The sequence below is a fragment of the Rhizobium sp. 57MFTsu3.2 genome (assembly GCF_012932765.1).
Classification (GTDB): domain Bacteria; phylum Pseudomonadota; class Alphaproteobacteria; order Rhizobiales; family Rhizobiaceae; genus Rhizobium; species Rhizobium altiplani.
In genome coordinates, this window is the sequence record NZ_JDWI01000046.1 from 19,155 (window position 1) to 27,683 (window position 8,529).

The 8,529-nt window shown below is 56.7% G+C and carries 6 protein-coding genes and 1 pseudogene; 3 read left to right on the plus strand and 4 right to left on the minus strand.

All coding sequences use genetic code 11. The features are described from left to right. Positions 1-46: 46 nt before the first annotated feature. From AF71_RS29420 to AF71_RS29435, 4 genes are all read right to left on the minus strand, one after another. Positions 47-2,089 (minus strand): PAS domain-containing hybrid sensor histidine kinase/response regulator, encoded by a 2,043-nt coding sequence (locus tag AF71_RS29420; RefSeq protein WP_169684216.1) that lies wholly within the window; start codon positions 2,087-2,089, stop codon positions 47-49. Beyond that, entirely contained in the window at positions 2,082-3,590 is a 1,509-nt protein-coding gene (locus tag AF71_RS29425) for an ATPase domain-containing protein (RefSeq protein ID WP_029792645.1), read from the minus strand. The genes AF71_RS29420 and AF71_RS29425 overlap by 8 nt, the downstream gene beginning before the upstream one ends. 30 nt (positions 3,591-3,620) lie before the next feature. Then, positions 3,621-4,085, minus strand: a complete 465-nt coding sequence (locus AF71_RS29430; RefSeq protein ID WP_169684212.1) for a hypothetical protein — start codon at positions 4,083-4,085, stop codon at positions 3,621-3,623. Positions 4,086-4,269: 184 nt separating this feature from the next. Then, complete coding sequence (locus AF71_RS29435) at positions 4,270-4,662, minus strand: low affinity iron permease family protein (protein ID WP_029792643.1); 393 nt, start codon at positions 4,660-4,662, stop codon at positions 4,270-4,272. Positions 4,663-5,859: 1,197 nt separating this feature from the next. Between AF71_RS29435 and AF71_RS29440 the strand changes: the two genes are divergently transcribed. The 3 genes and pseudogenes from AF71_RS29440 to AF71_RS29445 all read left to right on the plus strand — a co-directional run. After that, positions 5,860-6,315 (plus strand): hypothetical protein, encoded by a 456-nt coding sequence (locus tag AF71_RS29440; protein WP_029792641.1) that lies wholly within the window; start codon positions 5,860-5,862, stop codon positions 6,313-6,315. A gap of 687 nt (positions 6,316-7,002) precedes the next feature. Beyond that, a pseudogene (locus AF71_RS32015) lies at positions 7,003-7,245 on the plus strand (hypothetical protein); the annotation flags it as partial. A 322-nt stretch (positions 7,246-7,567) separates the two neighbouring features. Beyond that, the coding region (locus tag AF71_RS29445; RefSeq protein WP_169684213.1) for an IS5 family transposase at positions 7,568-8,529 on the plus strand (962 nt) is incomplete at its 3' end.

Consider the following 8,529-nt stretch of genomic DNA (forward strand, 5'->3'; position numbering starts at 1 on the left):
AAACGGGAGAGACCAGGTCCGGTTCCCGCCTTTTTGATCAAATCTGTCATGCTTGCAAAGCGCTGGAGATCTCGTGCGCGAGTTGATCCTGGGTATATGGCTTCCCAAGCCTGACTGCATCTACCTGCACTCCTGCTGGCAGGTCGGCATAGCCGCTCGCAAGAAGCACGGGCAGGTCGGGAACTAACCGCCGTGCGGCATGTACAAGATCCGCGCCATTCATGCCGGGCATGGAATAGTCGGTGATCAGAAGATCGAACTGCTGATCGCTACCGAGAATTTCGAGCGCCTCCGCTCCCGAATGAGCTTCCACCACTTCATGTCCAAGGTCGGTTACCATATCAGCCGAACTCATCGCGATCAGGATGTCGTCATCAACCAGAAGGATGCGCTTCGGCTGTTTGTCCGGCATGATGACGGGTGATGAGCCCTTTATGTCCATCTGCACGACGTCACCCTCCACGGCTGGGATCAGGAGTTGAGCGGTTGTACCGGAGCCGAGCGTGCTCTCAAGGCTAAAGCTGCCCCCAAGTTGCAGCGCCAGGCCATGGATCATGGAAAGTCCGAGGCCTGTACCCTTCCCGAGTTCCTTGGTGGAAAAGAACGGTTCCACCGCCCTTGCGAGCGTATCCTCGTCCATTCCTTTCCCATTGTCGGCAACGCTCAGAAGGACATAACGACCGGCAGACAGTTCCTTGTCTCCGGGCGCGACATTGATCTCTGCAAGCGCAATCTTGAGCGAACCTCCTTCGGGCATGGCGTCCCGGGCGTTGACCGCAAGGTTGAGCAGGGCAAGTTCAAGCTGATTTGCGTCAGCAAGAACATGCGGCAGGTTCTCGGGCATTTCTTTGTCCAAAATGATCATCGGACCGATAGATCGCCGGAGAAGATCCTCCATGTCTGTAACCAGCTTGCGCAGGTCAACCGCCTTTACCTGCAGGTCCTGGCGCCGTGCGAATGCCAGCAAGCGCTGTGTCAGAGATGCCCCTCTTTTCGCGGCTTGAAGCGCTCCATCGACCAACCTGACCAGACGCGCCTCATTGGTTACCGCCTTGCGGATCAATTCGAGATTTCCGAGTACCACCATCAATAGATTGTTGAAGTCGTGAGCAACGCCCCCTGTCAATTGCCCGATCGCTTCAAGCTTTTGAATCTGGCGAAGTTGCTCTTCCGCCTTTTGGCGCTGCGCGGCCTCGGCCAAAACAATCTCGTGAGCAGCTTCCAACTCGGCGGTTCGGGCCGCGACACGCTCTTCGAGCATTTCATTTAAATGTCGCTGCTGTTCCAGGATCTGGCGGCGCTCAGTGAAGTCGACCGAAACGCCGACCAGCTTGACCGCGACCCCGATCCGGTTGCGCAAGAGCTGTGCCCTGTTCTCCACCCAGTGGATTGAGCGGTCCGGCCAAATAACCCGATACTCGGCCGCAAACCCAACACCCGTTTCGATCGTTGCAGCCAGGGCTTCGTGCATGCCTTTAAGGTCGTCGGGATGGATGCTGGCCTGTAGTCTCGGGTAGGCAAGTGGTTCGTTCGGCAATCGGCCGAAGATCGCCTTGCATATTGGGGAAGTCGACAGGTCGTAGGTTACTAGATCCAGTTCCCAGGCGCCGAGCCTGCCTGCCTCGAGGGCAGTTTGCAGTCGCCGTTCCTGTTCGCGAAGCTCCTCGATGCGAGCTCGTGCCTCGTACTGGCGGCGTCTTCCTCGCATTGCGGTTTGGGCAACGCTAATGAAGCTGGTGGCATGAAAGGGCCGCTCGATGAAGCTGACGTTCCCAAGAATTCCTGACAGCCGGCCTGCAGCTGGATTCCGCTCCGAACCACCGCCGCGCTGCGTTAGTACGAGAAATGGCATGTCAGACCAGGAGGCCTGTCGCAGTATCCATTCGGAAAGCGGTTTCATATCCACACTGTGCAACGCCTCTTCTGTCAGCACGACGAAGGCGGTGTCGTCACCAATTGCCCGCAGAAGCGACGACAGATCGGACACGGCATCACTGGGAATTCCCGCCTCCCTGAGAAGGGAGGAAGCAATTTGAGTATCTCTGCCCGAAGGCGCAAGTATAAGGCTGGTTGCGAGCTGATCAGGAATTTTCGCGCTCCTCCCCTTTCGCCTCCGACATCAGAGACTGCTTTTCGCCCAGGAAGGTGGGGACGCCCCCCAGGACACCCTGGAACGCCGACAGCGGTGCTCCCACCGTCAGTCCTCTCTCGCTGATTTCAAATTCACGGATCGTGTCTTCATGCTTTCCGGCGCGTTTCTTGACGACGGAGATCGCCCTGCGAACCTTGCCCAAGGCTTCGAAGTAACGCAGCAGAACGACTGTGTCTGAGAGATATGTAAGATCGACTGGGGTTTTCATATCGCCGACCAGCCCGTGCTGCGCAACTGTCAGAAACGTTGTTGTGCCTTGGCGGTTGAGATACTGAAGCAGTTCGTGCATGTGAAGGATGAGGGCGTTCTCGCCGGGCATGGCTGCCTGATAGCCATTTATGCTGTCGATCACGACGGTCTTGGCATCAAAATCCGCAACGCGGTCGCGCACGCGCTGGGCGAATTCTCCCGGAGAGACCTCGGAAGCATCGAGTTGCTCCAGATGCAGCTTGCCTTCATCCCGCATGCTTTCGAAGTCGAAGCCGAGGGCTTTTGTCCGATCAAGCAAAAGCCCGAGCTCTTCGTCGAAGACAAAAACGGCCGCCCGTTCTCCACGTTTGACTGCCGCATCGACGAACTGCAGTGTAAACAGGCTTTTACCGGTCCCTGCTGGTCCGATAAGCAAGGTGCTCGATCCACGCTCAACGCCCCCACCGAGAAGACGATCGAGTTCGGCAACACCGCTTCCGACCCTGTCGCGGGTAAAGTCCGTTTTGTGTTCCACGGCCCGCAGTCTCGGGAAGACGCGCACCCCTCCCCTGCAAATGATGAAATCGTGAAAGCCACCGCGAAACGCGCGGCCGCGATATTTCATCACGCGCAGATGCCGGCGTTCGGAGCCATAATCCGGAGCCAGCTGTTCAAGGTGGATAACGCCATGGACGACGCTGTGAACGGTCTTGTCCAGGACATCCGACGTCATGTCGTCGAGCAGCAGCACAGTCGCCCCCGATTGAGCAAAGAAATGCTTGAGAGCAAGGATCTGGCGGCGATATCGAAGCGAACTCTGCGCCAGCAAGCGGATTTCCGAAAGGCTGTCGATGACCACTCTGCTCGGCTTGTGGCGTTCGAAGACCTCAAAGATCATTTTCGTCGTCTCGCCGAGCTCAAGGTCCGACGAGTAGAGAAGACTTTGCTGCTGGTCGGCATTCAGAAGGCTTTCCGGGGGAACAAGTTCGAAGATTTCCAGGCTGTCGTCGATCGTCAGCCCGTGCGACGCTGCGGTGCCGCGCAGTTCCTCCTCGGTTTCGGAGAGAGTAACGTAGAGGCACTTTTCACCTGCTGACGCTCCGTCAAGCAGGAACTGAAGTGCGATTGTCGTCTTTCCCGTTCCCGGCGCGCCTTCGAGGAGAAATACGTGCCTGCGACTTAAGCCTCCGCATAAGACGTCATCCAGGCCGGGAATTCCGGTTTTAGCCTGCGTCTGTTCGTCGAGCATCCAGATCCTTCCTCCCAAGGGGTTGCAAACTCATTCCGCCGTGCAATTAGCTGGTGTAGGATGGCGCGACAGCAACGTCGTTCCGCCAACCACTTTGCCAGGCCATTCATCTTCATTTTGCCACTGGATATGGTTTCGTATTTTCTCGAGGAAATCGCGAAGATTTCGATCGAGGGGCCGAAAACCGGCAATGACAAGTGCGACGGTGCTGGCTGGACTTGCAGCAAACAAAGGGCTCGAACCCGGATTGAGTTTTCCCGGTCCTTCAACCTGTCTGGCGGCTTGGTGAGCCGTGCCGCTGAACGTCGTCGCTACGTCAGCTACCTGTCGGCGCATTTCTTCCGCGTGTTGGCGAAGCGTTCCCATCTCCCGCTCTTCATGGACGTCGCGCCGCTGCGGAATGCCCGTGGATGGCCTGCTCGCCTTGACGACATTGCGGGAAACCGGCATGCCAATTGTATCGCCGTGGGTTTCGACCGTTCTGTTCTCGGCCATCCTTCGCCCCATAACCTCTCACCTTGCATTGAAGCGTCCAACGGGCTGGCCGGCCGGTATGCCGTGCAAGGCTCGATGCTTACGGCCGGGACGTTAATCGGCTTCTGGTCGCTTACAACGTTTAACTTGAGCCCCGGTTCCACGAGCGGCGGCTCGGTGGCAGATCTGCGACACGAATCTCCTTTCAAGCCGACTCCGCTTTTTCGTCAGCGACGTCCTCGACGCACTCGGCTTTTTCGGCGAGTTTTGCACTCATCTCGCGCAGTTGTTTCTCGTCAAGCTTCTCGATCCCGACAAATTTGTTTTGCGCCTGTGAGGTCAAAATGAGCTCGTCGAGCTTCGCCTGCAGGGCTTTGCCATCTCGGTTCTGAGAGTTCTGCAGCACGAAGACCATCAGAAAAGTTATAATGGTAGTGCCGGTATTGATGACGAGCTGCCAAGTTTCGGAGAAACTGAATATCGGACCAGATGCTGCCCAAACCAAGACAAGTGCGACCGCCATCACGAAGGTGACCGGTTTTCCTGATAACTCAGCAACAGCAGTGGCGAATTTTGAAAAGAAATGGCCTGAGTTCATGACGTTCTCTCGTTTCCTGGCAACAAGTAAACGCAGGCGTCACATTCAGGGTTCCGGTTAGCCGAGATCCTGTACGCTGGGAGACAAAGAAATGACCCAAGGCAACAAGAACCGACCAAGGACTATCGATCTGGTGGACGACCGGAAGCTGCCTCTGCCCTTTTCAGGCCCCCCGGCCTATGCGGTTCTCAGTCAAAATTCGCTTTGAGATCTGATCAATCACCCGGACCTTGTGTCCGGGCGGAAACCAATGACGAATTCAACTACCTTCGCTTGCGACATCTCGCACGGGCGAAGAGTGTGGCGTCCATTTTCTAATCTGTAAAGATTGAAGCTGACGATATCGCTCCCTCCAAGGTCCTCGGCAAACAGCCACTCACGCCGGCCGTCCGCAGACCGCTTCACGGTTACGCTCCAGCGCCGGCCCTTGAAATTGCCTTCAAGGTAGCCGGCTGGCAATTGGGCCAAGGCCACTTCGAAAAGCGGGAATGTCGCCGCGCTCTGCGTTCGGCTCCAGGCACTCATTGCATATGCCGCATCCGTCATCGTCTATTTCCCCCGGAGTACGTGATCGATTGCAGCAAAGACAAGTGGTGAAATTACTGAAGCGACTGACTTGTAGGGGTGGAATAATTTCGATCGTCGGATTGGAGGATAGTTTAGTCGTCAACGCATCCATCTCGATGCTCCACTTCGAGGTTTCTTTTCAGATAGGTAATCGGGTCCTTTCCGCAAGATCAGTGCAAAGCATCCGAAGGCACCAAGTCGAGAAATGACGCCGTTTGCCGAGTACAAACAGGTTGCTGTGCGTCCTGGCGAGGTGCTCCTCGAGGCCCGCCTGTCGCCCCAAGCTTTCCTATATGCGCGCATCCTGAAATAATCGGAAAAACAATGTGTTTCCGCGCCCCTCCGCAATTATGCTAGCCTTCAAGCGTTGTGGGGGAGTGCAGGATGAGCGACCGCTCAATCGGAATGCTAATTGCTATCGAAATATGTGCACTGTTTTGGATTGCTGCGGCGGTCTTCATATTTGGGGTGCCCTGACTGCGTGAATGCGGCTCAGGCATCACCCCAAGTTGCAAATTTCCAACAATGACTGCGTTCAGCCCGTTTGACGAGCTAACGAAATCGTCCCGCGGCGGGAACTTCTGATCATGCTGGAGCTTTCATTAAGGCACTGGACAGTGGAGATCACAAATGCCTGACCCCAAGGATTCCCCAGCAGTTAAATCCATGCAAAAAGAACAATCGGAGCAAAGACGTCGCGCACGCCAAGGAGGGCTCGATCAGGGATTGGAAGACTCTTTTCCGGCGTCTGATCCCGTTTCAGCTACTACTACAGGCGTCCCCACCGGAAGGACGGACCCGGAGGTTGCTGAACGCGTGAAATCCGAGCCCGACCCATACACGACGGAAAGCACCAATAGCGATCCGCTCCGTCCAGGGTCGATAGGCGAGAATATTCGTGCGCTCCGGCTCGATACAAATCGGCTGGCGAAGTCTGTTTCCGGCGTGGCATCTGACTCAGTTGGAGTAGCGAAGGCTCGAGCCGGCAGTTTGCTTGACGATATAAAGGAAACCGTTCGTGATAGACCGATTACCGCGGTTGCCGTCATCGCCGCCCTTGCGTTTGTGTTCGGAGCGACGCGGTAACGAGCCGACGTTCTGAGGGCGGGCAACAGTGTTATCGCAGGCGCTCATTTGACCAGACGGGAACTCGGATCACTCGTATCTCTCGGAGTCTTCGCGTGATGGGGTGCCCGTAGTCGCTTCATGGGGGAGAGTGCAACGTCATCCGAAGATAGACTTTTTACTAAAGCCCTCGCACTTAAAGCTCCTAAGCACCCTGTCTAGTGTTGCTATTGCCGCAAAGCTCGATGAAGGTCCCCTGGGAGATAGTGATGCGTCACTTTGGAATAGTCGCAGGTGATGACGAGGAACTGACCCTGTTCGCGAGCGAGCACCTTCAATGGTTCATTGTCCGAGGCGTTTGAACGGATGGATTTCAGGCATCAGGCTTTCACATGTTCAACTTCATAGAGGTCGCAGCCCTTCTCTTGCCGAGAGACGATTGAACCCCGGTTCGGCGAGCTTTTGCCTCGATGCGTGCCATGAGGTGTGCCGTCATCGAGATCACGATTTAGCCAAGCAAAACGCACGTCGTTTGCTCCCACCATATCCCCATGGTTTTTTCCCAAGCATCGATGCTGGAACAACTTGGTCGCTGATCTGTTGCTCAGACACAAACCGAAGTTCGGAGGATTTGCTATGAACGCGAAAGCCCTGTTGCTTGGAACGCTTGTGACCACAATCGTTACCTGGCCATTCCCGGCGCTATACGCGCAAGACCTGGAATTTCGAGTCGGCCCAGGTGGAGTTGGAATTTATGATCGAAACCAAGAGCGGCGCGTAAGAGAGCGCTGCAATCCCGACGACGCTCTTGACCTCGCACGTGACGCAGGATTTAGGAGACCGCAGATTGCCAGGGTAACGTCGAGAAGCGTTGTCGTTGAGGGGTTCACCCGGGCCGGGCCGGACAGAATCGTCTTCGGCAATTCCCGCGGGTGCCCGGAAATCGGCTAGCTCAGCCAGCCGGTCTCATCGCAACAGCGCTTGCGTGGTTTGTACGCTGTCGAACACGGAACTAGCATGGGTTTTGCCAGATCGCGAGTGGGGGTATCCTCTACTCCGAACCGGTGCTCTCAGCGTCCGCGCACCACTAAACAGTCGGCCGTGAAGAACTCGGAAGCTGCTGATTAGACATAGGAATCGAAGGATCTGCAGATCTTCTAATTGCCGGAAACAACCACCGAACGGGCTGTTTCCTTGCAAAATCAGTTTGAGGTTTCCCTGGTTGGCGAAGCGTGATTCACTGGGTTTATCGCGGTGAATCGGAGAGCCAGGAATGGGTAAACCACGCGAACGGCGCCAAACGGGTGAACAGGATTTATTCCGATCCCGGCTCGACCAGATCATCAACATGAAGCACGAACTTGTGCGTCTGGCGCAGGCTATTGACTGGCCTGTGTTGGAAGCCCGCTTTGGGACGGTCCATTCGGACGGAGCTGGCATGCCGCCGCCATTGCCGACGCGGCTGATGGCGGGGCTGGCCATTCTGAAGCACACGTTCAACCTGTCGGACGAGGCGCTGTGCGAGCGCTGGGTGGAGAGCCCCTACTTTCAGTACCTCTGCGGCGAGGAGTTCTTTCGGCACGAACTATCGTTCGACCGCTCCTCGATGACGCGCTGGCGGCAGCGCATGGGCGAGGAACGGATCGGCGNGCTCTTGCAGGAGAGCCTGGCCGTGGCCGTCAAGACAGGCGCGATGAANCCGCAGGATACGCGGCAGGTGATCGTGGACACGACCGTTCAACCGAAGNACNTCATGTTCCCGACGGATGCCAAGCTTATTCACCGGGCGCGCGAACGGCTGGTGCGGCTGGCGAAGAAAATGGGGCTNGATCTGCGCCAGACCTNTATTCGGGTCGGTAAATTCGCCCTGATCCAGCACCAGCGCTACGCTCATGCGAAGCAATTCAAACGGGCCGGCAAGGCGCTGCGCAAGTTGAAGACCTATCTCGGCCGGACCGTTCGCGACGTCGAACGTCAGATCGCCGGCGACGAACAACTCGACGCGATCTTCAAATGGTCGCTCTATCAGGCAAAAACGGTCATCGCGCAGCGGCAACGTCAGCGTGGCCGCAAGATCTACAGCCTGCATGCCGANGAGGTCGAGTGCATTGGTAAAGGCAAGGCGCACAAGCCCTATGAGTTCGGAGTGAAGGTGTCCGTGGCCACAACACTGAACCGTTCAAAGGGCGGGCAGTTCGCCCTGCACGCAGCGGCGCTGCCCGGCAATCCGTACGA